Source organism: Streptomyces sp. NPDC057694, from assembly GCF_042799415.1.
In the GTDB taxonomy this organism is placed as follows: domain Bacteria; phylum Actinomycetota; class Actinomycetes; order Streptomycetales; family Streptomycetaceae; genus Streptomyces.
In genome coordinates, this window is sequence record NZ_JBHVIX010000023.1 from 74,236 (window position 1) to 97,070 (window position 22,835).

General features: G+C 70.7%; 23 protein-coding genes. 12 read left to right on the forward strand and 11 right to left on the reverse strand.

Annotation, left to right across the window (positions count from 1 at the left end):
* Positions 1 to 82 precede the first annotated feature (82 nt).
* Positions 83 to 2,485 carry an ATP-binding cassette domain-containing protein gene (locus ACFVDP_RS34565; protein WP_383498404.1) on the reverse strand — a complete coding sequence of 801 codons (2,403 nt, stop codon included), beginning with the start codon at positions 2,483 to 2,485 and terminating at the stop codon, positions 83 to 85.
* Positions 2,486 to 2,532: 47 nt separating this feature from the next.
* Positions 2,533 to 2,877 carry a VOC family protein gene (locus tag ACFVDP_RS34570; RefSeq protein ID WP_383498534.1) on the reverse strand — a complete coding sequence of 115 codons (345 nt, stop codon included), beginning with the start codon at positions 2,875 to 2,877 and terminating at the stop codon, positions 2,533 to 2,535.
* A 458-nt stretch (positions 2,878 to 3,335) separates the two neighbouring features.
* Here ACFVDP_RS34570 and ACFVDP_RS34575 point away from each other — a divergent pair, with 458 nt between their 5' ends.
* The 4 genes from ACFVDP_RS34575 to ACFVDP_RS34590 all read left to right on the forward strand — a co-directional run bounded on the left by ACFVDP_RS34575 (position 3,336) and on the right by ACFVDP_RS34590 (position 5,427).
* Positions 3,336 to 3,725, forward strand: coding sequence for a DUF805 domain-containing protein (locus tag ACFVDP_RS34575; protein WP_383498538.1), 390 nt, complete (start codon positions 3,336 to 3,338; stop codon positions 3,723 to 3,725).
* A gap of 194 nt (positions 3,726 to 3,919) precedes the next feature.
* Complete coding sequence (locus ACFVDP_RS34580) at positions 3,920 to 4,336, forward strand: helix-turn-helix domain-containing protein (protein WP_383498406.1); 417 nt, start codon at positions 3,920 to 3,922, stop codon at positions 4,334 to 4,336.
* Between the two features lie 29 nt (positions 4,337 to 4,365).
* Positions 4,366 to 4,974: a hypothetical protein gene (locus tag ACFVDP_RS34585; protein ID WP_383498408.1), complete on the forward strand. Its 609-nt coding sequence runs from the start codon at positions 4,366 to 4,368 to the stop codon at positions 4,972 to 4,974.
* 117 nt (positions 4,975 to 5,091) lie between these two features.
* Positions 5,092 to 5,427 (forward strand): DUF2516 family protein, encoded by a 336-nt coding sequence (locus ACFVDP_RS34590; protein ID WP_383498410.1) that lies wholly within the window; start codon positions 5,092 to 5,094, stop codon positions 5,425 to 5,427.
* Positions 5,428 to 5,475: 48 nt separating this feature from the next.
* Here the strand turns inward: ACFVDP_RS34590 and ACFVDP_RS34595 are convergent, their stop codons facing one another.
* From ACFVDP_RS34595 to ACFVDP_RS34605, 3 genes are all read right to left on the reverse strand, one after another.
* On the reverse strand, positions 5,476 to 6,885 hold the full coding sequence (locus ACFVDP_RS34595; protein WP_383498412.1) for a SpoIIE family protein phosphatase: 1,410 nt from the start codon (positions 6,883 to 6,885) through the stop codon (positions 5,476 to 5,478).
* Between the two features lie 308 nt (positions 6,886 to 7,193).
* Positions 7,194 to 8,282 (reverse strand): NlpC/P60 family protein, encoded by a 1,089-nt coding sequence (locus ACFVDP_RS34600; protein WP_383498414.1) that lies wholly within the window; start codon positions 8,280 to 8,282, stop codon positions 7,194 to 7,196.
* A 167-nt stretch (positions 8,283 to 8,449) separates the two neighbouring features.
* Positions 8,450 to 9,181: a class I SAM-dependent methyltransferase gene (locus tag ACFVDP_RS34605; RefSeq protein WP_383498541.1), complete on the reverse strand. Its 732-nt coding sequence runs from the start codon at positions 9,179 to 9,181 to the stop codon at positions 8,450 to 8,452.
* A gap of 266 nt (positions 9,182 to 9,447) precedes the next feature.
* Here ACFVDP_RS34605 and mshA point away from each other — a divergent pair, with 266 nt between their 5' ends.
* The 3 genes from mshA (at position 9,448) to ACFVDP_RS34620 (ending at position 13,108) form a co-directional block, all read left to right on the forward strand.
* A complete protein-coding gene (gene mshA / locus ACFVDP_RS34610) occupies positions 9,448 to 10,797 on the forward strand; it encodes a D-inositol-3-phosphate glycosyltransferase (RefSeq protein WP_383498416.1) in 1,350 nt (449 codons plus the stop codon).
* Entirely contained in the window at positions 10,790 to 11,290 is a 501-nt protein-coding gene (locus ACFVDP_RS34615; protein WP_383498418.1) for a YbjN domain-containing protein, read from the forward strand. Before mshA ends, ACFVDP_RS34615 begins: the two co-directional genes overlap by 8 nt.
* A 156-nt stretch (positions 11,291 to 11,446) precedes the next feature.
* On the forward strand, positions 11,447 to 13,108 hold the full coding sequence (locus tag ACFVDP_RS34620) for a glycosyl hydrolase family 28-related protein (protein WP_383498420.1): 1,662 nt from the start codon (positions 11,447 to 11,449) through the stop codon (positions 13,106 to 13,108).
* Between the two features lie 18 nt (positions 13,109 to 13,126).
* Here ACFVDP_RS34620 and ACFVDP_RS34625 read toward each other — a convergent pair whose 3' ends face one another.
* The 3 genes from ACFVDP_RS34625 to ACFVDP_RS34635 all read right to left on the reverse strand — a co-directional run bounded on the left by ACFVDP_RS34625 (position 13,127) and on the right by ACFVDP_RS34635 (position 15,009).
* The gene (locus ACFVDP_RS34625) at positions 13,127 to 13,318 is read right to left on the reverse strand and encodes a hypothetical protein (protein WP_383498544.1); all 192 of its coding nucleotides are present in this window, start codon (positions 13,316 to 13,318) and stop codon (positions 13,127 to 13,129) included.
* Between the two features lie 68 nt (positions 13,319 to 13,386).
* Positions 13,387 to 13,665 (reverse strand): hypothetical protein, encoded by a 279-nt coding sequence (locus ACFVDP_RS34630; protein ID WP_383498422.1) that lies wholly within the window; start codon positions 13,663 to 13,665, stop codon positions 13,387 to 13,389.
* A gap of 30 nt (positions 13,666 to 13,695) precedes the next feature.
* On the reverse strand, positions 13,696 to 15,009 hold the full coding sequence (locus tag ACFVDP_RS34635; RefSeq protein ID WP_383498424.1) for an MDR family MFS transporter: 1,314 nt from the start codon (positions 15,007 to 15,009) through the stop codon (positions 13,696 to 13,698).
* Between the two features lie 135 nt (positions 15,010 to 15,144).
* Here ACFVDP_RS34635 and ACFVDP_RS34640 point away from each other — a divergent pair, with 135 nt between their 5' ends.
* From ACFVDP_RS34640 to ACFVDP_RS34650, 3 genes are all read left to right on the forward strand, one after another.
* Positions 15,145 to 15,906: a phosphoglyceromutase gene (locus tag ACFVDP_RS34640; RefSeq protein ID WP_383498426.1), complete on the forward strand. Its 762-nt coding sequence runs from the start codon at positions 15,145 to 15,147 to the stop codon at positions 15,904 to 15,906.
* Positions 15,907 to 16,080: 174 nt separating this feature from the next.
* A complete protein-coding gene (locus ACFVDP_RS34645; protein ID WP_383498428.1) occupies positions 16,081 to 18,654 on the forward strand; it encodes a serine/threonine-protein kinase in 2,574 nt (857 codons plus the stop codon).
* A 46-nt stretch (positions 18,655 to 18,700) separates the two neighbouring features.
* Positions 18,701 to 19,777: a MerR family transcriptional regulator gene (locus ACFVDP_RS34650; protein WP_383498430.1), complete on the forward strand. Its 1,077-nt coding sequence runs from the start codon at positions 18,701 to 18,703 to the stop codon at positions 19,775 to 19,777.
* Between the two features lie 23 nt (positions 19,778 to 19,800).
* Here the strand turns inward: ACFVDP_RS34650 and ACFVDP_RS34655 are convergent, their stop codons facing one another.
* Positions 19,801 to 20,607: an SDR family NAD(P)-dependent oxidoreductase gene (locus ACFVDP_RS34655; protein ID WP_383498432.1), complete on the reverse strand. Its 807-nt coding sequence runs from the start codon at positions 20,605 to 20,607 to the stop codon at positions 19,801 to 19,803.
* 125 nt (positions 20,608 to 20,732) lie between these two features.
* On the opposite strand from ACFVDP_RS34655, the gene ACFVDP_RS34660 reads away from it, so the two are divergent.
* Positions 20,733 to 21,329, forward strand: coding sequence for a TetR/AcrR family transcriptional regulator (locus ACFVDP_RS34660; protein ID WP_383498434.1), 597 nt, complete (start codon positions 20,733 to 20,735; stop codon positions 21,327 to 21,329).
* Between the two features lies 1 nt (position 21,330).
* Here the strand turns inward: ACFVDP_RS34660 and ACFVDP_RS34665 are convergent, their stop codons facing one another.
* Both ACFVDP_RS34665 and ACFVDP_RS34670 read right to left on the reverse strand, forming a co-directional pair.
* Complete coding sequence (locus tag ACFVDP_RS34665; RefSeq protein WP_383498436.1) at positions 21,331 to 21,747, reverse strand: hypothetical protein; 417 nt, start codon at positions 21,745 to 21,747, stop codon at positions 21,331 to 21,333.
* 5 nt (positions 21,748 to 21,752) lie between these two features.
* Entirely contained in the window at positions 21,753 to 22,280 is a 528-nt protein-coding gene (locus tag ACFVDP_RS34670; RefSeq protein ID WP_383498438.1) for an HAD domain-containing protein, read from the reverse strand.
* A 74-nt stretch (positions 22,281 to 22,354) separates the two neighbouring features.
* On the opposite strand from ACFVDP_RS34670, the gene ACFVDP_RS34675 reads away from it, so the two are divergent.
* Positions 22,355 to 22,822, forward strand: coding sequence for a hypothetical protein (locus ACFVDP_RS34675; RefSeq protein ID WP_383498440.1), 468 nt, complete (start codon positions 22,355 to 22,357; stop codon positions 22,820 to 22,822).
* Positions 22,823 to 22,835: the final 13 nt, after the last annotated feature.

Genomic DNA, 22,835 nt, shown 5'->3' on the forward strand with positions numbered 1-22,835 from the left:
CAGACGCGGGTCTGTCAGGGGCGCGGGGAACTGCGCAACCAGCCCCCGCCGAAGCCGCCCCCACCCGAGCCGCCCCGCACGCTCACACCCCCACGTACCGAGCCAAATGCTCCCCGGTCAGTGTGGAACGCCCCGCGACCAGGTCCCCCGGCGTGCCCTCGAAGACGACCCGGCCGCCGTCGTGGCCGGCCCCAGGGCCCAGGTCGATGATCCAGTCCGCGTGGGCCATCACCGCGGGATGGTGCTCGACCACGATCACGGTCCTGCCCGAGTCGACCAACCGGTCGAGCAGCCCGAGGAGTTGCTCCACGTCGGCCAGGTGCAGCCCGGTCGTCGGCTCGTCGATGACGTATACGGTGCCGGCACCGCCCGCCCTGTCCGTCATCTGCGTCGCCAGCTTCAGCCGCTGCCGCTCGCCCCCGGAGAGCGTGGTGAGCGGCTGGCCGAGCGTGAGGTAGCCGAGGCCGACGTCCGCGAGCCGGGTGAGGATCTTGTGGGCGGCCGGGGTGCGGGCGGGACCGTCGGCAAAGAAGGCCTCGGCCTCCGCGACCGGCATGGCCAGCACCTCACTGATGTCACGGCCGCCGAACTTGTACTCCAGGACCGACGAGTCGAACCGGCGCCCCTCGCAGTCCTCACAGGTCGACGAGACGCCCGCCATCATCGCCAGGTCGGTGAAGACGACCCCCGCGCCGTTGCAGGTGGGACAGGCGCCCTCGGAGTTGGCGGAGAAGAGCGCGGGCTTCACGCCGTTCTCCTTCGCGAACGCCTTGCGGATCGGCTCCAGCAGGCCCGTGTACGTCGCCGGGTTGCTGCGGCGCGAACCGCGGATCGGGGTCTGGTCGACGGAGACGACACCCTCGGCGCCCTCCTGGAGCGGGATCGACCCGTGCACCAGCGAGCTCTTGCCGGAGCCCGCGACACCCGTGACGACGGTCAGGACGCCCAGCGGTACGTCGACGCTCACGTCCTGGAGGTTGTGGGTGCGGGCGTCGCGAATGGCCAGCTTGCCGGTCGCCTCGCGCGGGCTCTCCTTGAGCGCCCTGCGGTCGTCCAGGTGGCGGCCGGTCACCGTGCCGCTCGCGCGCAGCCCGGCCACGTCCCCCTCGAAGCAGACCGTGCCGCCCGCCGTCCCCGCGCCGGGTCCGAGATCCACCACGTGGTCGGCGATCGCGATGACCTGCGGCTTGTGCTCGACCACGATCACCGTGTTGCCCTTGTCGCGCAGGCGAAGCAGCAAATTGTTCATGTTGCCGATGTCGTGCGGGTGCAGCCCCGTCGTCGGCTCGTCGAAGACGTACGTGACGTCGGTCAGGGACGAACCGAGGTGGCGGATCATCTTCACGCGCTGCGCCTCGCCGCCGGACAGCGTGCCGGACGGGCGGTCCAGGGAGAGATAGCCGAGCCCGATCTCCACGAACGAGTCCAGGCTCTGCTGGAGCGCTTCGAGGAGCGGGGCGACCGACGGTTCCTTCAGGGCGCGCACCCACTGGGCGAGGTCCCTGATCTCCATCCGGCAGGCGTCCGCGATCGAGATCTTCTTGATCTTGGAGGAACGGGCGCCCTCGGACAGCCGCGTCCCCTCGCACTCCGGGCAGACGGAGAAGGCCGTGGCCCGCTCGACGAACGCGCGTACGTGCGGCTGGAGCGAGTCGATGTCCTTCGACAGCATCGACTTCTGGATCTTCGGGATCAGGCCCTCGTACGTGAGGTTGATGCCCTCGACCTTGATCTTGGTCGGCTCCTTGTGGAGCAGGTCGTTCAGCTCGCGCTTGGTGTACTTGCGGATCGGCTTGTCCGGGTCGAAGAAGCCGCAGCCCCGGAAGATGCGCCCGTACCAGCCGTCCATCGTGTAGCCGGGGATGGTGAGTGCGCCCTCGTTGAGGGACTTGGAGTCGTCGTAGAGCTGGGTCAGGTCGATGTCGGAGACCGAGCCGCGGCCCTCGCACCGCGGACACATGCCGCCGACCCGCTCGAACGACGCCCTGACCGCCTTCTTGTTGCCGACGCTGATCGCGCCCGCGCCCTTCGCCGACGCGGTGTTGAAGGAGAACGCGCTCGGCGGCCCGATGTGCGGCTTGCCCAGTCGGCTGAACAGGATCCGCAGCATCGCGTGCGCGTCGGTCGCCGTGCCGACCGTCGAGCGCGGATCGGCGCCCATCCGCTGCTGGTCCACGATGATCGCCGTCGTCAGACCGTCCAGGACGTCCACCTCGGGACGGGACAGCGACGGCATGAAGCCCTGCACGAACGAGCTGTACGTCTCGTTGATCAGCCGCTGCGACTCGGCGGCGATGGTGTCGAAGACGAGCGAGCTCTTGCCCGAACCCGAGACGCCCGTGAACACCGTGAGGCGGCGCTTGGGGATCTCGATGCTGACGTCCTTGAGGTTGTTCTCGCGGGCGCCGTGCACACGGATCAGGTCGTGGCTGTCGGCGGCGTGCGGGGCCGCCGCTGTCGCAGCCGCTCTCTTGGCGGGGCTCATCGGTCTGGTCTCTCCCTGTGTCCGGTCCGTGCGTGCGGGCTGGCGCGTCAGCTGTCCTGGAGCACGCCCAGGACGTTGCCGTCGGGGTCGGTGAAGGTGGCCACCAGGCGGCCGCCGCCGACATCGTGCGCGGGCTCCTTCACAGTGCCACCCGCGGCGGTCACCTCGGAGAGCTTCGCCTCGATGTCCGATACGTGCCAGTAGGTCACCGGGGACGTCATGCCCTGCTGACCGCCGTTCGGCACGAGCCCGATGTGCTGCCCGGCGACGTCGAAGCCGACGTAGTAGGCCTCGTCGACCTGCGGCGCGGTGCCGAGCAGGGCCGCGTAGACCTCCTTGGCCTTCGCGACGTCGGAGACGGGGTGGAGGACGGTCTTGATGCCACTGTTCATCATGGTTGCTCCCGGTTCGGTGTCTGTACGAACGACGCTAACCGTGGCCGGGCCGCATCGCTTCTCGATTCCTGACCGCTTGCGTCGTCGCACGTCACAGCGTTCTTCGGGGGTCTTGTCGCGGACGCGCGGCCGCCGGTGTCCCTAGGGCCTGTCTTCAAACTCCCCTCGTCGCCCGGAGGGCGGCCCCGCGGCGTCTGGTGCGTGCTCTCGGCGTGCCGGGCGCACGGCCTCGTACTGGACGTACTTGGCCTTGTGCCCGGTGCGGCGAGAGTGCGTGCCAGGCGTCGCGGGGCAGAGGGGAGTTTGAAGACAGGCCCTAGGGCGCGTGGAGCGGGCCGAGCACCTCACCGGATAACACCGCGACAACTTTGTTGACCATGCTGGGTGTCTCGTCTAGGTTCAGCGGGAATCATGCGGATGTGAGCATGACATAAGCACGAATGCAGGGGGGACCTGTGCACTACTACACCGATGTCCTGAAGAAGTACGCGACGTTCCAGGGGCGGGCTCGGCGTTCCGAGTACTGGATGTTCGCTCTGTTCAACGTCATCATCGCGGTCATCCTGATGATCCTGGCCGCCGTCACGAAGAGCTCGGCCCTCTACGTCGTCTACGGCCTGTACATCCTGGCGACGCTGCTGCCCTCGCTGGGCGTTCTGGTGCGCCGGCTGCACGACACGGGGCGCTCCGGTGCCTGGTTCTTCATCAGCTTCGTTCCGTTCGTCGGTGGCATCTGGCTGCTCGTCCTGACCGTGCTGGAGGGGACTCCGGGGGACAACACCTACGGCCCGAACCCCAAGGGCCTGGGCGGACCCCAGCCGGGTCCCGGGGCGTACGCGGTCTGATCCCGCCCCGCCTCGTCGCCCGATCGCTCGCTCAAGTGCCCTGATCCGCTGTCGGATCAGGGCGCTCGTGCGTCCTGGCCGCTTCGCGGGGTACCCGCACATCCAGCGCGGGCGCGAGGCCGCCCGCTGAGACCCAGCACACTATTGCAAGCAACTGCTTGCAATAGTTAGCGCGGGTGCGGCAGTATCGGCGTATGGCATCGCTCAACGTCGGAAATCTCGGCGAATATCTGCGCGAGCAGCGTCGCACCGCGCAGCTGTCGCTCCGTCAGCTCGCTGATGCCGCGGGGGTGTCCAACCCGTACCTCAGCCAGATCGAGCGCGGGCTGCGCAAGCCGAGCGCGGAGGTGTTGCAGCAGGTCGCCAAGGCCCTGCGGATCTCCGCCGAGACGCTGTACGTGCGCGCCGGCATCCTCGACGCGGAGCGGGACCGGGACGAGATCGAGACACGTGCGGTGATTCTCGCCGACCCCTCGCTCGACGAGCGGCAGAAGCAAGTCCTGTTGCAGATCTACGAATCCTTCAGGAAAGAGAACGGGAACCACGACGGCGGGTCCGGCGACAGCCGGTCCGACGACGACGGCGACGATGCCGAGCCCTCACGCAAGTAGCAGTTGATGTGATCCGGGAGGACCACGCCATGGCCATCAAGGACGACCTGCGCAAGACCTTCTCCGACCCGACCCCGCTCTACTTCGCCGCGGGTGCCGCCGAGTTGACGTACCAGCAGGCGAAGAAGGTGCCGGGGATCGTCGAGCAGCTGCGTGCCGAGGCGCCCGCGCGGTTCGAGGCGGTGCGCAACACCGACCCCAAGGACGTGCAGGAGAAGGCGACGACCCGCGCCAAGGAGGCGCAGGCCACGCTCACCGCGAAGGTGAACGAGTTCGTCGCCGTCCTCGACACCGACCTGAAGAAGTTCGGCGAGTCGGCGCAGGAGTTCGCGCTGCGCGGTGTCGGCATCGCCGCCGAGGCCGCCGTCAAGGCGCGCGAGACGTACGAGAAGGTCGCCGAGCACGGCGAGGAGACCGTGAAGAGCTGGCGCGGTGAGGCGGCCGACGAGATCGTCGAGATCGCCGGTGCCGTCGAGCCCGACCCCGAGCCGGCCGCCGAACAGGCCCCGGCCGCCGCGGCGGACAAGCCCGCGCCCGCGAAGCGGACGACCACGACCACCACCACGAAGAAGACGACGGCGAAGAAGACCCCCGCCGCCAAGAAGCCCGGCTCCGGCACCGCGCCGGCGGGCAAGTAGGGCGTACGTCGACGGGCCGGGCACGTGTCGCGTGCCCGGCCCGTTGTACGGGTACGGTGACCGTGATGACCGGGCGCCGTGGCGCAGGCAGTCGATTCGGGTGGTGGCGTTGTGCTGATGCAGGGTTTCAACAGTTTCTTGTCGCTGCTGAACCTGGCGTTGATCGTGTTCAGCGGCTTCGCGCTGGTCGACGCCGCGATCCGCCGTGAGGACGCCTTCCGCGCCGCGGACAAGAAGACCAAGCCGTTCTGGCTGATCGTTCTCGCGCTCGCCTTCATCGTGAACTGGATCTTCGGGATCCTGTCGTTCCTGCCGATCATCGGGCTCATCGCGACGATCGTGTACATGGTCGACGTGCGGCCCGCGGTCCGGCAGATCAGCGGCGGCGGTGGCGGCCGCAGGGGCGGCTCCAGCAGCGACGGCCCGTACGGGCCGTACAACGGCGGACGCTGACCTCCTCGGAACGGCGACCGGCGATTCCGGCCCCGGGTGCGGGGCCGGTCAGCGGGCCAGGAGCAGGACCGCCACGTCGTCCGTCAGGTCGCCCCCGTTGAGGTCGCGCACCTCGTTCATCGCGGCCTCCAGAAGTTCCTCGCCGCCCAGGCCCTCGGCCTGCTGGCGGCGGATCATCTCCACCATGCCCTCCTGGCCGAGGCGCTGGTTCCCCTCGCCGATCCGGCCCTCGATCAGGCCGTCCGTGTAGAGCATCAGGTTCCACGACGGGCCCAGCTCCACCTGCATCCGCGGCCAGCGGGCCTTCGGCAGCAGCCCGAGGGCCGGGCCGCTGTTCTCGTACGGGAGCAGGGTCGCCGGACGGCCGGGGCTGGAGATCAGCGGCGACGGGTGGCCGGCGAGGCACAGGCCCGCGCGGCGGCCGTCCGGCGCGATGTCCACCGTGCACAGCGTCGCGAAGATCTCGTCGTCGGAGCGCTCGTGCTCCAGGACCCGCTGGAGGGTGGAGAGGAGTTCGTCGCCGCACAGGCCCGCGAACGTCAGGGCCCGCCAGGCGATGCGCAGCTGGACACCGAGCGCGGCCGCGTCGGGGCCGTGGCCGCAGACGTCGCCGATCATCGCGTGGACCGTGCCGTCGGGCGTGCGGACCGTGTCGTAGAAGTCGCCGCCGAGCAGCGCGCGGGAGCGGCCGGGCCGGTAGCCGGACGCGAACCGCAGGGACGATCCTTCGAGCAGCGGGGTCGGCAGCAGACCGCGCTCCAGGCGGACGTTCTCCTGGGCGCGCAGCCGGGACTCGGTGAGCTTGCGCTGTGCCACGTCGCCGCGCTTGCGCTCCACGGCGTAGCGGATGGCGCGGCCCAGGAGCCGGCCGTCCAGTTCGTCGCGGAACAGATAGTCCTGGGCGCCCACCCGGACCGCCTCGGCGCCGCGCTCGGCGTCGCCCGACGCGGTCAGCGCCAGGACGGCGTGCCGGGGCGCGAGGCGCAGCACGTGCCGCAGCGTCTCCAGCTCGTCCCCGCCCGCCCGGTCCGCCTTGCCGCCGGGCAGCGCCAGGTCGAGCAGGATGCAGTTGACGTCGTGCGTGAGCAGCCGCTCGGCCTCGGTGAGGTTGCGGGCGGTGCGGACGCGGATCGGCTTGCCCGCGGCGTCCGGCACCTCCGGAATCGTGAGGGACCCGGTCGGATCGTCCTCGATGACCAGGAGCGTGAGGCCGGTGGTCTGGCCGGCGGTCGAGCTGCTGGTGTCCTCTGTGGCCATGGTGCCTGTGGTGTTCTCCGTGACATCCGTGGTGCCGAGGGCTCGGGTCGTGGTGCTGGTGCCTTTCGCGGCCGTGGGGCCGGTGGTGTCGTGGGCGGTCGTCCGGCCGGCCGGTCCGGCGGACGGTGTCGTGGACGCAGCTCGAGCCTGACCGCTTTCCACGGCCGGGATCGCTCTCTGCCGCGGTACGGGTACGGGCATCGCTAGGTTTCCTTCCCTCCCCCCGAGGGCGCGGTGGGACGAAGGTCCTCGAACCACCGACGGGGACCATAGCGTCAGCCGCCGCTCCAACGGAATGGTGAGCGGCGGTCGGCCCCCGTCATATGCCGTGCCGGGGAGCGGAATTGGGCAGGTTCCGGCCCTTGGGGGCTGGATGGGGGATGACTAAGATCACGTCGGAACCGTGGAACTGGAGTGAAGGAAGTGTGATGCGTCACGTGGGGTGCGCCACCCGGTCCCGAACGGGACCCGACGCCCCCTCATGACGGGCGGGCGCCCCTCCGGTGCCCTCACGCGTCCGGCCGCACGACTCCCAGGATCGCCATCGAACCGGCGCCCGCGACGGTCACGGTCCGCCCGGGCCGCGGCGCGTGGATGATCGCGCCGTCGCCTATGTACATCCCGACGTGGCTCGCGTCGTCGTGGTAGATGATCAGGTCGCCGGGGCGCATGTCCTTCACGTCGATGTGCTTGAGCTGCTTCCACTGCTCCTGCGAGGTGCGCGGGATGCCGTGTCCTGCCGCGGCCCAGGCCTGTGAGGTGAGTCCCGAGCAGTCGTACGACTTCGGGCCCTCGGCGCCCCACACGTACGGCTTGCCGAGCTGGGCGGTGGCGTACTGGACCGCCTTCTTGCCCATCGGCGACGCCTTGCCGTCGATCTCCTTGAGGACGCCGGAGGAGAGCCAGTCGGTCTGCGCCTTCTGCTCGGCCTGCTCCTCCAGCTTGCGCAGCCGCTCGCGCTCCTTCTTCTCCAGCTTGTCCTCGAGCGCCTGCGCTTCCTCGATCTGCCGCTCGACCTTCTTCTTGGCCGCGGCCTTGTCCTTGGCGCCCTCGTCCAGCTCTTTCCACTTCGCGGAGGCGTCGTCGGCGTAGCGCGCGAGATCGTCCTGGGCGTCGGCCAGTTGGGACAGCAGGTTCTTCGTGGCCTGCTGGCCCTGGTACATCCGGCCCGCGTTGTCCAGGAACTGCTGCGGGTTGCCGGAGAGCAGGAACTGGGTCTCGCGGGGGATCCCGCCGGTGCGGTACTGCTCGCGGGCGGCCGCGCCCGCGCTGCTCTTGAGGCGGTCGAGCCGGGCCTGCCCGGCGGCGATCTTCCGGGCCAGCTGCACGATCGCGTCGGACTGCTTCTCGGCCTTCTCCTCCGCGGCGTTGTACTCGTCCGTCGCCACCGCCGCGTCGTGGTAGAGCTTGTCGATCTTCTCGCGGACGGCCTCGAGGTCTTTGCTCTTGAGGCTCTTCGAGCTCCCGGAACTCTTGGGGTCCGTCGAGGGGGAGGGCGTCGGCGCAGGTGCCGCGTAGGCCGCGCCGGGCGCCGCCAGGACGGTCACGGCGCAGACCAGCGCTATGGCCGCCATCGTCGTCGTGCTCCGCTTGCTCATCCGTCCGCCCCCACAGCCGAGACCGTCTCAGGCTCACCCTTCGGTGAAATCTGATTTACCGTCAGTAACTTGTGCGCGTTCGGTGGATGGTGCCACGTGTTCGCCAAATCCGACAGACCCCGCACGGTGTGACGAACGGCGTGCCGCGATCGTTCCCGCCGCCCCCGTCAGTCCCTCATGCCCCCGACGGGCGCCAACGCACCCCATGCCACGGTGACTTCGCCCTGTCGCCAGCGTGCCGGGGTGTCCACCACCGGCCAGTCGGCCGTCAGGGCGCGGACCGTGCGGATCCAGCGCTGCCGGGCGCCGTACGAGGCGTAGGGGGCGGCCGCCGCCCAGGCCCGGTCGAAGTCGCGCAGGAAGGCGTGCACCGGCTCGCCGGGGACGTTGCGGTGGATCAGCGCCTTGGGGAGGCGCTCGGCGAGGTCGGAGGGGGTGTGCAGGGAGCCGAGCCGGGTCGCGAAGGTCACGGTGCGCGGTCCTTCCGGGCCGAGCGCCACCCACACGTGCCGCCGCCCGATCTCGTCGCAGGTGCCCTCCACGAGGAGGCCGCCGGGCGCGAGCCGTCCGCACAGCCGCCGCCAGACGTCGGCGACCCGGTCCTCGTCGTACTGGCGCAGCACGTTCGCCGCGCGGATCAGGACCGGGGGAGCGGCCAGGGGCACCTCGAAGCCGCCGTGCCGGAACTCCAGGCCCTCGCGCTCGTACGGCTTCGCGGCGGCGACCCGCGCCGGTTCGATCTCGATGCCGACCACACGCGCGCGGGGCGCGGCCTCGCGCAGCCGGGCCAGCAGCTCCACGGCGGTCCAGGGGGCCGCCCCGTAGCCGAGGTCGACGGCCACCGGGTCGACGGCCCGGCGCAGCGCAGGGCCGTGCACGGCCGCGATCCAGCGGTCCATGCGGCGCAGGCGATTGGGGTTGGTGGTGCCTCGCGTCACCGTTCCTACGGGGCGGGACGGGGTACGCGGGTTCACAGGTACGAGAGTACGGGGCGACGGCACGCCGAGCCGCCACGCGGTCTCGTACGGTAATGATTCGGCAAAGTGGAAATGGAGGGGGGCAATCCGATGTTGCCGCTCTTGGACGAGGGCCTGCGCCCTCTTTCAGCCGTGCCCGCGCTCGGGTCCGGCAGAGCCGAGTAGAGCCGCCAGCAGGAGGACCGCACGTGAGTCAGTACGTGTCCAGGTTCCGCCGTACCGGAGCGGGTGCGGGCCCCGCCCGTCTGCGCTTTCCGGGCGCCCAGCGCCGCCCCCGCCGCATCGCCATGCTCAGCGTCCACACCTCGCCCCTGCACCAGCCGGGCACGGGCGACGCGGGCGGCATGAACGTGTACATCGTGGAGCTGGCCAAGCGGCTGGCCGCGATCAACATCGAGGTCGAGATCTTCACCCGGGCCACCACCGGCGGCCTGCCCCCCGAGGTCGAGCTGGCGCCGGGCGTGCTCGTCCGGCACGTCGACGCGGGCCCCTACGAGGGCCTGGCCAAGGAGGACCTCCCCGCGCAGCTGTGCGCCTTCACGCACGGCGTCATGCAGGCCTGGGCGGGCCACCGGCCCGGCTACTACGACCTGGTCCACTCGCACTACTGGCTCTCCGGGCACGTCGGCTGGCTGGCCGCCGAGCGCTGGGGCGCCCCTCTCGTGCACGCCATGCACACCATGGCCAAGGTCAAGAACGCCGCGCTCGCCGAGGGCGACACCCCCGAGCCGGCCGCACGCGTGATCGGCGAGACCCAGGTCGTGCGCGCCGCCGACCGGCTGATCGCCAACACCGCGGGTGAGGCCGACGAGCTGATCCACCACTACGAGGCCGACCCCGGCAAGGTCGCGATCGTCCACCCGGGGGTGAACCTGGAGCGGTTCCGGGTCGCCGACGGCCGCTCCGCCGCCCGCGCCCGGCTCGGCCTGCCCCAGGACGCGCTGATCCCGCTCTTCGCGGGCCGCATCCAGCCGCTGAAGGCCCCCGACATCCTGCTCAAGGCGGTCGCGGTGCTGCTCGACGAGCGCCCCGAGCTGCGCACGCGCATGGTCGTGCCGGTCGTCGGCGGCCCGAGCGGTTCCGGTCTCGCCAAGCCCGCCGCACTCCAGAAGCTCGCCGCCCAGCTGGGCATCTCGGACGTCGTGCGGTTCCACCCGCCGGTCGGCCAGGACCAGCTCGCGGACTGGTTCCGGGCCGCCTCCCTGCTCGTCATGCCCTCCTACAGCGAGTCGTTCGGGCTCGTCGCCATAGAGGCGCAGGCGACCGGGACGCCGGTGCTCGCCGCGTCCGTGGGCGGCCTGCCGGTGGCGGTGCGGGACGGGACGACCGGCTTCCTCGTCGACGGCCACGAACCGGCTGCCTACGCGCGCGTGCTGCGCGAGTTCGCCGACCATCCCCATCTTGTGGACAGCATGGGCGGCGCGGCGGCCCGCCACGCGCAGCACTTCGGCTGGGACACGGCCGCCGGCGCGACGGCCGACGTCTACTCCGCCGCGATGCAGGAACATCGCCGTCACGTACTCTCGCACCATGGCTGACCAGCACCCGGCACCCGAGGTCATCACGGCGTTCCTGAAGGAAGCCGAGCTGGAGTGGGAGAGCCCGGAGCCGGACACGTACGTCATCAAGCTGCCCGGCACCCGCAAGCTCTCCACGACGCTCTCGCTGCGGCTCGGCCGGCACAGCCTGTCCCTGAACGCCTTCGTGATCCGCCACCCGGACGAGAACGAGGCGGGGGTGCACCGCTGGCTCCTGGAGCGCAATCTGCGCCTGTACGGAGTCGGTTACGCCGTCGACCGGCTCGGCGACATCTACCTCACCGGCAAGCTCCCGCTGGCCGCCGTCACCCCCGACGAGCTCGACCGGCTCCTCGGCTCGGTCCTGGAGGCGTCCGACGGCGCCTTCAACACGCTTCTGGAGCTCGGTTTCGCGAGCGCGATCCGCCGTGAGTACGAGTGGCGGGTGACGCGCGGCGAATCGACCCGCAATCTGGACGCGTTCACACATCTGATCCAGCGCCCGTCCAAGTAGCGCCTTTCTTCTGCCACTTCGCTGCTGCACGCCTCTGTTCGGCGCCGCGGTCGTCGTGGCATGCTCGCGCCCGGCATTGACATGAACAGCGTTCACATATCTGTACCTCCGTGATCGGTACGTCGATGATCGGTACGTCGATGAAGGGTGGCAGGGATGCGGGACCTCAGTAGGCGCGGCGTTCTGGGCGGGGCGATCGCCGTGGCGGCCGGCGCGGTGACCGGAGCCGGGGCGGGTGTCGCCCAGGCCGCGTCCTCCGGCGAAGTCCCGGACATCTGGCGGGAGTTCACCAGGGCCCCGTACACCCACCCGCAGATCCCGTACATCGGCCGCGCCGGCCACCGGGCCGGGCGCGGGTCCCGCTTCGAGCGCCCCGGACGCGTGCTGCGGGCCGAGTCCTACGGCGCGGTCGCCGACGGCGTCACCGACTGCGCCCCCGCGATCAACCGTGCCCTCGCCGCCGCCGGACGGGCCGGCGGGGGCACGGTGCTGCTCGGCAAGGGCACGTACCGGATCGACGACCTCCTCCACATCGGGCACGACCATGTCGTCCTCAAGGGCGCGGGCAGCGCCGCCACCAAGCTCTACGCCACCAAGAACCTCACCGAGCTGATCGGCGTCTACGGCTCCCGCTACGGCGGCGACAAGTCGTCCTGGTCCTGGGCGGGCGGTCTGATCTGGCTCTGCCCTGCCGACCGGTTCCGTACGCTCACGGACGCGATCAGGGCGAAGGCCTGGCCGTTCGAGGGCTGGACCGGCAACAAGCGCGACGAGTGGCAGACCCTGACGACCGTCGCACCGGCGAAGCGGGGCGCGTGGTCGGTGACCGTCGCGGACCCGGCCCGCCTGCGCAAGGGCGACCTGATCCTGCTCCGCCTCGCCGACGACGCCGGTCACACCCTCCTGGAGCACATGGCGGGCGGCGGCCCGGGCCCGGAGGCGTACGTCTGGGACGACAAGACCAAGCTGACGTCCTACGTGCCCTACGAGTGGCCCGTGCGCATCGCCTCGGTCCGCGGCGACCGGGTCACCTTCGAGCGGCCCCTGCCGCTGGACGTGCGCCCCGAGTGGGACCCCCGGCTGACCACCCACGTGAAGGCGCTGACCGGCGCGGGTGTCGAGGGCCTGACCCTGGAGGCGGTGGAGACCCCGCAGTCCCCGCACCTCCTCGACAAGGGCCACAACGGCGTCGCGCTGCAATGCACGTACGACTGCTGGGTCGACGACGTCACCGTGTGGAACGTCGACAACGGCTTCGGGCTCGTCGCGGCCTCGGCCTCCACCCTGCGCCGCACCACCGTCGGCGGCCGCGGCGAGCACCACCCGTACTTCTGCCGCGAGGGCTCCCACGACAACCTGATCGAGGACTTCACCCTCACCGCGCGCACGGTCCCGGCCCCCTCCGGCACCCAGCTGCACGGCATCAACGTCGAGGGACTGTCCTCGTACAACGTCTGGTCGCGCGGCCGCATGGCGATGGGCACCTTCGACTCGCACCGCGGGATGCCGTTCGCGAACGTACGCACCGACATCACGGTGACCAACGACGGGCAGCACGGCGGCGACGCCTCGGCAGGGCCGCTGTTCGGGGCGCGCTTCACCCACTGGAACATCAGGGTCACCAATGAGCGCGCGGGACTCATGAAGATCGACGGGCTCGCGCCGTGGAGCGCGACGGTCGGCCTCAATACGGTCCGCGAGTTCGGGCAGATCGACGTCCCCGACTTCACGGGGGGACTGGACTCCCGTCTGGAGCTGTACGGGACCACGGACGTGGTCCGGCCGCGCAACCTGTACGACGCGCAACGGCAGTTGTAGTCGGCGCCGCCCGCCGGGTCAGCCGAGCGCGACCATGCGGACGACCGTGACCGTGAGGACGGATCCGGAGACGTAGTAGAGGACTATCGCCCCGCCGACCGTCGCCTCGCGGCGGTCGCGCTCGCCCGACACCGAGCAGGAGCCGTGCCCGTACGGGTCGTGGGCGAGGGTGCGGAGCATCTCGGCGCGGAAGGCGTCGGGGTTCGCCATCTTGACGAGGGTGTCGTCGGCGGGCGGTGCGTACGCGATGCGGCAGGGGCTGCGCCTGCGGCGACGGCTCAAGCCGGGCCCCGCCTCTCGGCCTCGTCGTGGGCGAGCCGGGCCAGGATCGCGTCGGCCTCCGGGTCGGGGACCGCCTCCAGCATCCAGTGCCGCATGACGGCGTGGATCTCGTCGACCCCGGCGCCGTTGATGTCCTTGTCGAACTCCGTGCGGCGCTCCGGCGTGAGCGCCGCACGGATCGCCGGAATGCTGTTCGGGACGTCGACCTCGATGCCGCCCACGAGCGTCCTGGGCGGTTCGTCCGTTCTCGGGGAGGTCCTCGGTGCTTCGGGCATGTTCGGGTACGTACCCGAACAAGTGCCGCTTCACGCCGGGGCGTTCTCCGGGGCGCTGGCCGGGGTGGTCGCCGACTCTCGTGCCGGGGCGGCCTGTTGGACCTGAGCCTGGACCTGGACCTCATGGACCTCGTGGGCGGGGCCCTCCGCGTGCAGTCCGCGCATCAGGGCCCAGTACCCGCCCGCGGTGAGCGTGCCGAGCGCGGCGCAGCCCGCCCACAGCCAGCCCGCGCCGGCGGAGTCGAGCACCCAGCCGCCGGCCAGCGGGGCGACGAGCGCGGCGGCGGACCAGGACATCGTGTAGACGCCCTGGTAGCGGCCGCGGCCCTCGGCGGGCGCGAGCCGGGCCACGAGTCCCGACTGGGTCGGGGCGTTGACCATCTCGCCCAGCGTCCACACCACGACGGTCAGCGCGTACGCGGCCAGCGATCCGGCGAACGCGGTGAGCGCGAAGCCGTAGCCGATGAGGAGCGAGGAGAAGGCGAGCAGCCGGCCCGGGTCGCGGCGCTGGATGTAGCGGGTCAGCGGGATCTGGAGGGCGACGATCACGGCGCCGTTCACGGCGGCGACGAGCCCGACGTCGGAGCTGCTCAGCCCGTTCTGGCCCATCACGATCGGCAGGCCGACCGAGCTCTGCGTGAAGACGACCGCGACCAGGAAGGACAGCCCCACCATGACCATGAACCGGCCGTCGCGCAGCACGGTGCCCATGGTGACCGCGGGCGCCGTCGAGATCCGCGGGCCCGGCTCGGGCCGCGACTCCTTCACCTTCACGAAGACGACGCAGGCGCAGGCCAGCGTCATGCCGGCCTCGACGAGGAAGCCGAGCGTATAGCTCTGGGCGACCAGGAAACCGGCGTACACCGACGAGATCGCGAACCCCAGGTTGATCGCCCAGTAGTTGAGCGAGAAGGCGCGCACCCGGTCCTCCGGGCGGACGATGTCGGCCATCATCGCCTGGATCGCGGGCCGCGAGGCGTTCGAGGCGAGGCCGAGCGCGAAGCCGGTGACGGCGATGGAGACGGGGTCGCGCACGAAGGCCAGGACGGCGACCGTCGCGGCCGTCGCGAGCTGCGCGCCGAGCAGGGTGGGCCGCCGTCCGAGCCGGTCGGCGAGCACTCCGCCCAGCATCGAGGCGATGACCCCGCCGGCCCCGATGAGCGAGGCGACCAGACCGGCGTACGCGGCCGAGAACCCGCGCGCGGCGGTCAGGTACAGGGCGAGGAAGGTGAGGACGAAGCCGCCGAGCCGGTTCACGAGGGTGCTGGTCCACAGCCACCAGAACTCGCGGGGGAGCCCGGCGACAGCCTCCTTGGAGGCACGTCTGAGCGCGGCGACTGACATGGGTGCATCCCCCGGGGCGTAAGTAAGTGGCGAAGAAGGTTTGCACAACTTACGTGCCGGGTAGCGGGAGTGGCCACTCAATTGACGGGGACCGTCAATCGGCGCGTGCCGGAGCCGTCGATTAGGCTCGGCCCCATGGCCGACGCACCGTACAAGCTGATCCTCCTCCGCCACGGCGAGAGCGAGTGGAACGCGAAGAACCTGTTCACCGGATGGGTGGACGTCAACCTGAACGAGAAGGGCGAGAAGGAGGCGGTCCGCGGCGGTGAGCTGCTCAAGGACGCCGGCCTGCTCCCCGACGTGGTGCACACCTCGCTCCAGAAGCGCGCGATCCGCACGGCCCAGCTGGCGCTGGAGTCCGCGGACCGCCACTGGGTCCCCGTCCACCGTTCGTGGCGCCTGAACGAGCGCCACTACGGCGCCCTCCAGGGCAAGGACAAGGCGCAGACCCTCGCGGAGTTCGGCGAGGAGCAGTTCATGCTGTGGCGCCGCTCGTACGACACCCCGCCGCCGCCCCTCGACGACGACGCCGAGTACTCGCAGTTCTCCGACCCGCGCTACGCGACGCTCCCGCCGGAGCTGCGCCCGCGCACGGAGTGCCTCAAGGACGTCGTCGTCCGCATGCTCCCGTACTGGTTCGACGGCATCGTCCCCGACCTGCTGACCGGCAAGACGGTCCTGGTCGCGGCCCACGGCAACTCGCTGCGCGCGCTGGTCAAGCACCTGGACGGCATCTCGGACGCGGACATCGCGGGCCTGAACATCCCGACGGGCATCCCGCTGGCCTACGAGCTGGACGCCGACTTCAAGCCGGTGAAGGCGGGCGGCACGTACCTGGACCCGGACGCGGCCGCTGCGGCGATCGAGGCTGTGAAGAACCAGGGCAAGAAGAAGTAAGCCCGACGCTTTCTAAGCCCCCTGTCTGCGGATTCTCCGTCGGAAGGGGGCTTAGGGCGTGTGTCGAAAGTCCTGCCGCTCGCGTGCCTGTTCATCGGGGGCGGACCCGGCGCCGCGGTCATACCATTGGGGCATCGCGGAGAATGCGTCGGGCCAGGGGGAATTGTGCTTCACGTGCCGCTGCACCGTGAGTTCCACTACATACACGAGCCGCTGCCCGTGGGCGATGCGTCGATTCCCGTACTCGGTCACGAAGACCTCGTGGAGTTGTTGTGCGAGCGGCTCATGCACTCGCACGGCGGGACGTTCCTCGTCACAGGGTTCCGTGGAGTGGGGAAGACGACTCTTGTCCTGCGCGCTCTGGAGAAGGCGGCGGCGGATTTCGGCAGGGGTGGCACCGCGCAGGGCGGAGCTGACCGCCGGGTCCTGTTGAGGGTGCATTTGAGTGTCGCGCGCAAGATGGCGCCGGACCAGCTTCTCTTCGCTGTCGTCCGGCGCGTCTTCGAGGCCCTTGATGATCAGGGCCTGTTCCAGCACCTTCCCTCAGAAGTGCGCGACTCCCTGCTGCTCGCCTACACCCGCACATCCTTGTCGTTCACCCAGACCCAGTCCGAGACCAGTGAGCGCAACGCGACGGCGGGCATGAAGCTGCAGAGCGGCCTGCTCGGCATGGCACCACCGACCTTGAGCGTGGGCGGCAAGAAGAGCAGGTCGCGGACGACCGAAGCGGCTTTTCTCGCCTATTCGGAGACCGATGTCGAGCACGATCTGGTGCGCATCATTCAACTGCTCAGCGGTTGGTCCGAGTACCGTTCCCGCCGAAGCCGCAGGTGGAGAAGGAGAGTGCCACGGCTGAGCGTGCATCCGGTCATCGTGCTCGACGAAATCGACAAGCTCACGGACAACGAGCCGGGTGCCATCGCCGATCTCGAAAAGCTGCTCGGATCGCTGAAGAACGTTTTCTCGACTCGTGGGGCCCATTTCATCCTGGTCGCGGGACCCGATCTTCACGACCGGGCCGTTTCGGACGCGGATCGAGGAACCGGCCTTTACGAGAGCGTCTTCGCATGGCGTATGTACGTACCGTGTCTGTGGACCGCGCCGGAGCGGCTCGTGCACGAGTCGGTCGCGTGGGCAAGGGTGGAACTGGGATTACCTCCGCTGCGTGTGCCCGCCACCGGGGCCGATGTACGCAACACGGTCGTCTTCAGGCTGCCGGAAAGTGAAACTCTCCCCTTGGCGCCCTTGGTTGCCCATTTGCGGTTCAAGTCGCGTGGTGTTCCCCGCAGACTGCTCCAGGAGTTCAACTCCATGGTCATGTGGGACGCATCGGAGCGCGCGTCCGTGCATGTGGGAGGCGATGACTGGCAACGAGTGCTCTTCTACGCCCAGTTGGACGAGATCCTGTCCCGCGATGGCGTGCTCGACGAAGTCTCCTCGGCGGCTTTCGTCCCCATCGACAGGGACAGGTGGCGGTTGGGCGCCTATCACTTGGCCGACTGGGTGCTGCGCAGCCGCGGGCGAGCCTTCTCGGCCCAGGACATCATGGTCGACGGTCAACTCGACCCGATGCTGTTGCTCGACGGGCCGTCGGCCGAGCGGTTCCTGGGGCATTTGGAACGCAGTGGCGTCCTTGAGGTGGTCAGTGATCCCGGCCGCATCGATGTGACGCAGTTCGGGAACCCGGCGAGCGCCGGACTGACCTACTACCGGCTCGCGGACGCCTATTCCCGCAGAGTCGCAGGATTCGCCCGTCGCAACGAGGACGAGCGGGCCCAGCATGGAATGCACACCCTCGTTCCCGGGCGGCGGGACAGCTCCTCGACCGTCGTCATCCGGCCGCGTGACGGCTCGGAGCCGACACCCGCCCCGCCTGCGCTCCCCGCGATCACGCGGCTCGGAGACCGGTACGAGGTGCGTGAACTCATCGGAGCCGGTGGCATGGGGGCGGTGTATCGGGGCATCGACCTGCGCACGGGTGAGGGTGTGGCGATCAAGCTGTTGCACCCCGGGTTGGCGGAGGACCCCACGTTCCGCGCCCGCTTCCAGCGCGAAGGGGAGATCGGTACGCGCATACGGCACCCCAACATCCTGCGCGTGATCGAAGCCTTCGACCGACTGGCGGTCCCGGCTCTGATCATGGAGCTGACCGAAGGGCCCTCGCTCGAGCAACTGCTCATCCAGCACCGAACGTTGCCACCACCGGATGTGGCCGGGCTCGGACGGACGCTCGGCCAGGCACTGGACTATCTGCATTCCTTGGGCCTGTCACGCATCGACCTCAAACCGGCCAACATCGTCGTGACTCCGGGGCGAGGTCCCGTCGTCGTCGATCTCGGTCTGATGCGTCCGGTGGAGACGAGTCTCAGTATCACCACCGCGGGAGCCGTCATGGGCACGATCCCCTACATGGCCCCCGAGCAGGTGCAGGGCAACCACGTCGCGGACATCCGGTCGGACATCTACGCGCTCGGCGCGGTGCTCTATCAATGCGTCGTCGGCCGGCGCCTCTACGAGGGGGACAATCCTTTGGACGTCGTCTTCGCGATCCTCCGGGAACCCGTCACCGTGGTGGACCTTCCGGTCTCTCCCGCCCTGAACGACGTCCTGTGGACCTGCCTCGCGCGCGACCCGTCGCACCGCTACCAGGACCCGGCCCAGTTCCTCCTGGCTCTGGAAGCCACGCCGGAAGCCCGGCAGGAGCCGCGACTGCTGCCGCCCCTCATCGTCCGTGGTCCGGCCCGTTGACCCTCGACCTGGTGCAGGGGCCAGAGTGCCGGGGGTGGAGAACGACATGCGCAGCATCGGGGAGATGGCCCGGGACAGCGGGCTCGGGGTGAGTGCCCTGCGGTTCTACGACCGGGCCGGGGTGCTGGTGCCCGCCTGGGTCGATCCGGTGAGCGGGTATCGGTGGTACGAGCCCGGGCAGCTCGACGAGGCGCGGGTGCTGGTGCGGCTGCGGCGGGCCGGGATGCCGCTGGCGGACGTCCGGCTGGTGCTGGCCGGCTGGTCGGGGGCGGACGGTGAGCTGGTCCGCGGGCTGCTCGACGCGCACCTGAGCCGCCTGGAGCGGGGGCTGTCCGATGCCCGTAGCGAGTTCTCCGCACTCCGAGCGCGACTCGATCACAGGGAGAACGTCATGACTTCGCTCCGCACCGACACCGTCCAGGCCGGCACCGTCCGGCTGTCCGTCGACGCGAACGCGCTGGCCGCCGCGCTGGACGCCGTCCGGTTCGCCGTGAGCGGCGATCCTGAGCTGCCGATGCTCGGCGGGGTGCTGTTCGACATCGAGGGCGAGAGCCTGCGGGTGGTGGCCACCGACCGGTACCGGATGGCTCTCGCGCGGGTCCGGGCCACCGGGGGCGGCGAGGGCCGCGTGCGGGTCGTCGTGCCCACCGCGCTCGTCGACGCGATGCGGGCGCTGGTGGGCGGTGCGGGGCCCGTGCTGCTTACCGTCGACGGGGGCCGGGTGACCCTGGAGTCCGGGGACCGGCAGGTGGCCGGGCAGGGCCTTGACCACGACTTCCCCGACTATCGCCGCCTTCTCGCCCTGCCCGCGGGACATCGCGCCGACATCGAGGTGGCGGCGTTCCGGAAGACCCTGGAGGCCGGTCCTGTCCGGTCCGCGGAATCCGGCGACCTCAGCGTGCTCCGGCCGGCGGACGACGGCACGGTGGCCCTCTGCGCGGACGGGACGGAGGGCCCCGACCGCGTCGCGGTCAACCGTCAGTACCTGCTGGACGCGCTGCGTGCCGGGGCCCGGGACCGCCTGATCCTGGAGCTCGGCGCCCCCGCGGCGCCGATCGCGGTCCGGCGGCCCGACGACGAGGACTCCTTCTCGATCCTGATGCCGGTTCGGCTCGAGGACTAGGGCCCGCCCTCGGGTGCTCCGGGCTACGCCGCGATCACCGCCACCCCCGTCCGGCCGCCGTCCACGTCCACCACGGTTCCGTGCACGAACGACGCCTCGTCGCTCGCCAGCCAGAGGGCCGCGTGGGCGATGGCGTCGGGGGTGCCGACCGTGCCCGCCGGGGTGCCGTGCATCATCGCCTCGCCGGGGTGGGGGTCGGTGCCCTCGGGGGACGGCGGGAGGACGACGCCGGGGGAGATCGCGTTGACCCGGACGCCCTGCGGGCCGAACTCGGCGGACCAGGCGCGGGTCAGGGTCTCCATCGCGCCCTTCGTGGAGCTGTAGAGGGCGCCGAGCGGGACGGCGAGGCGCGTGATCCACGAGCCGAGGTTGATGATCGTGCCGCCGCCCGCGGCCGCCATGGCCGGGGCCACGGTGGCGGTCAGGAAGAAGGGGGCCTTCACGTTCACGCCGTAGACGCGGTCGAAGGTCTCCTCGGTGGTGTCGGCCGTGCCGGGCGCCGGGTAGACGCCGGCGTTGTTGACCAGGATGTCGATGCGGCCGCCCAGGGCCTCGGTCGCCCGGTCGGCCAGGTCGCGGGAGGCCCGCGGGGTGCCGTCCAGGTCCGCCGCCACGAAGTCGGCCCGGCCGCCGGCCGCGCGGATGCCGTCGACGACGGCGGCGCCCCGGTCGGCGTTGCGTCCGGATACGACGACGTGGGCGCCCTCGGCGGCGAACACCTCGGCGATGGCCTGGCCGATGTTGCTCGTCGAGCCCGTGACCAGCGCCGTCCTGCCGTGCAGCCGTCCACTCGTGCGTCCGGTCGTGCGTTCACTCGTGCGTCCACTCATGACGTGCTTCCCCTCGGGGTCGTGATCGGTCGGTCGGTCCTGATGACGTCGACCACGGTGCTCCGTATAAAATGGACCAGCAAGTCCAGATTTTGGGGCGAGGCGATGAGAGGGAGAGGTCGGTCGTGGCCGAGACGTTGACCGCGAAGGGGCGTGCCACCCGGGGCCGGATCGTCGAGGGTGCGGCGGAGGTGCTGCGCGAGCAGGGCGTCTCCCTGACGACGCTCGACGACATCCGCGCCCGCACCGGCACCAGCAAGAGCCAGCTCTTCCACTACTTCCCCGGCGGCAAGGACGAACTGCTCCTCGCCGTCGCCCGGTTCGAGGCCGGCCGGGTGATCGAGGACCAGCAGCCGCACCTGGGCCGCCTCGACTCGTGGGAGTCATGGCAAGCGTGGCGGGACGTGGTGGTGCGGCGCTACGAACTCCAGGGCGACCACTGCCCGTTGGGCGCGCTGTTCCTCCAGGTCGGGCGGTCGAGTCCGGGCGCGCGGGCGATCGTCACGGAGCTGATGCGGCAGTGGCAGGCGGAGCTGGCCCGGGGTGTCCGTGCCGTGCAGGCGGCCGGTCTGGTGCGGGCCTCCCTCGACGCGGACCGCACGGCGGGGGCGCTGCTCGCCGGGATCCAGGGCGGAGTCACGATCATGATGTCCACCGGTGACTCCACCCACCTCAGGGCCGCGCTCGACACCGGCATCGCGTATCTGCGCGGCCAGGACTGACCTACGGCAGCGCTCCGGCGGCGCCGAGCCGGTCGAGCACGCGCCCGCGCAGCAGCTCGTACTCCTCCCGGAGTCTGCGCAGCTCGGAATTGGGCGGCCGCGGGATCACCGTCCCCGGCGTGACGATCTCGTGCGGCGCGAACTGCTCCCGCGTGAGGTCGATCTCAAGTCCCTCACCGAGTCTGTTCCACCAGTGATAGTCGACCCACGCACCGTCGACATGCACCTCGCCGCGCAGCAGATCGCCGCCGACCAGATCGTTGACGACCAGCGCGGTCACCCCGCACTGATCCCGCGCGGGGTTCTCCCCCGTCCAGCGCGCGCGGTACTCGGGCGTACAGGTCTCGGCATCCCAACTGGCGCGTACAGCACGCTCGATGTCGGTCAGCAACAGCGGTTTCGTGGCAGCGTCCGTCATACCCGTCACTGTGGCACCCGGCACTGACAATCGGCCCGGGCCGGCCCGCGCAGCCAGTCGGCGAGCGCCGTGAAGTCGTCGTCGGCCAGCCCGGTCGCCGGGGCGACGCGGTGCAGCAGGGCGGGCCCGGGATGCTGCGCCGCGACCCACTCGCGGTCCATCGCGCCGATCTCGTCGTCGACCCAGACGAACGGGCGTCCAGCGGCCCGCGCGACGAGGGCGGGGGTCTTCCAGTGCAGGCCGCGCGGGACGCCGACGGCCGGGGAGGCCGGCCACTCGATCACCGGCAGCGGCGGCAGACCGATGCGCGGGGCTACCACTTCGTTCGCCTCGTGCTCCCAGGTCGTGGCCCAGACGAGGGTGCAGCCGAGCGCCAGCAGGCGGGGGCCGATCGTCGGGTCGAGCCGGCCGAGCAGGGGATGTCCGGGCCCCGCGTCCGGGGCGGGACCGGCGCCGGAGGCCGGGGAACCGAACGGGATCAGCGGTCCGTCGATGTCGAGGAAGAGCAGCGGGGGCCCGGGCGTGTGCGTCACGGAAGCACGGTAGTTCCCGGGGCTGTTGGGCTTCCCCTGGGCAACCCTTCCCGGCCGCGCGGAGTCGGACCGGCGTGACGAGTCTGTTGAGTGTTCTCTTTCTGGCCCTGACCTTCGCGCCGTTCGTGACGCCGTTCCTGGTGGCGGGGGCCGGCGCGGCGCTTGCCAAGCGCGGGTATCAGCGGCTGCGGCTCGGTACGTTGCGGTGGCATCCGCCGAGCGGTCGGACCTGTGTGCTGGTGCTGGTCATGGCGGGGTCGGCGGCGTTCGGGGCGTATGCGTGGGGGCTCATGTCCGGCTTCTACATCCTGGACCCGGACCAGATGTGTGCCGCCCGCGGTGTGCCCGGGGACCATGTGGTGACGCGGGCGATGTTGCCCGTGAGTTCTCAGTGCGTCACCTCGGCGGGGGAGGGGACCGAACTCGTTCCGGGCTGGGTGAATCCGGTCGTCTTCGTGGGGCTCGCGCTGTGCGGGCTCGCCCTCGGGGCGAGCGGGGACGCCGTGCGGCGCAAGGTGCGGGCCCGGGCCCGGGTGGCGTGATGTGTGTCGGGTG